We start from the raw sequence: 473 nt of genomic DNA on the forward strand, positions 1-473 counted from the left end.
TCCGCGGGCGGTTCGGGGAGCCTCCTCGACGCCTTCAGCGTCTGCGGGGTCTCCCCTGTCCCGTACTCCCGCAGGAGTCTTCGCCGCCTTCCGCTCCAATCAACAGGGTTATAAAATCATTAATGACCTTTATATCAGCCCTTTGTATAATTAAGATACAGACATATAAATGAGGTGGATGAAATGTTAACTAAAAATACACAGATGAATCGTGACCAAATAGAAATGATAGCTTTAGATCAGCTTGTACCTGCGAATCATTTAGTTCGAAAGATTGAAGCTGCAATTGATTTTTCATTTATTTACTCACTCGTTCAAGATTTGTATTCATCTGAACGGGGACGCCCTAGTATCGATCCCGTAGTATTGATTAAGATGACTTTCATCCAATATACCTTCGGTATTCGCTCCATGCGTCAAACCATTGGGGAAATTGAAACTAATATGGCATATCGTTGGTTTCTTGGCTTTGG

At 42.9% G+C, this 473-nt stretch carries 1 protein-coding gene; it reads left to right on the forward strand.

The genetic code is table 11. From position 1 onward, the window contains the following. Window positions 1-183: 183 nt before the first annotated feature. A partial coding sequence (locus tag COJ96_RS25065; protein ID WP_142333047.1) for a transposase occupies window positions 184-473 on the forward strand: 290 nt, incomplete at its 3' end.

It is taken from the genome of Bacillus sp. AFS073361, assembly GCF_002567005.1.
GTDB lineage: Bacteria > Bacillota > Bacilli > Bacillales > Cytobacillaceae > Neobacillus.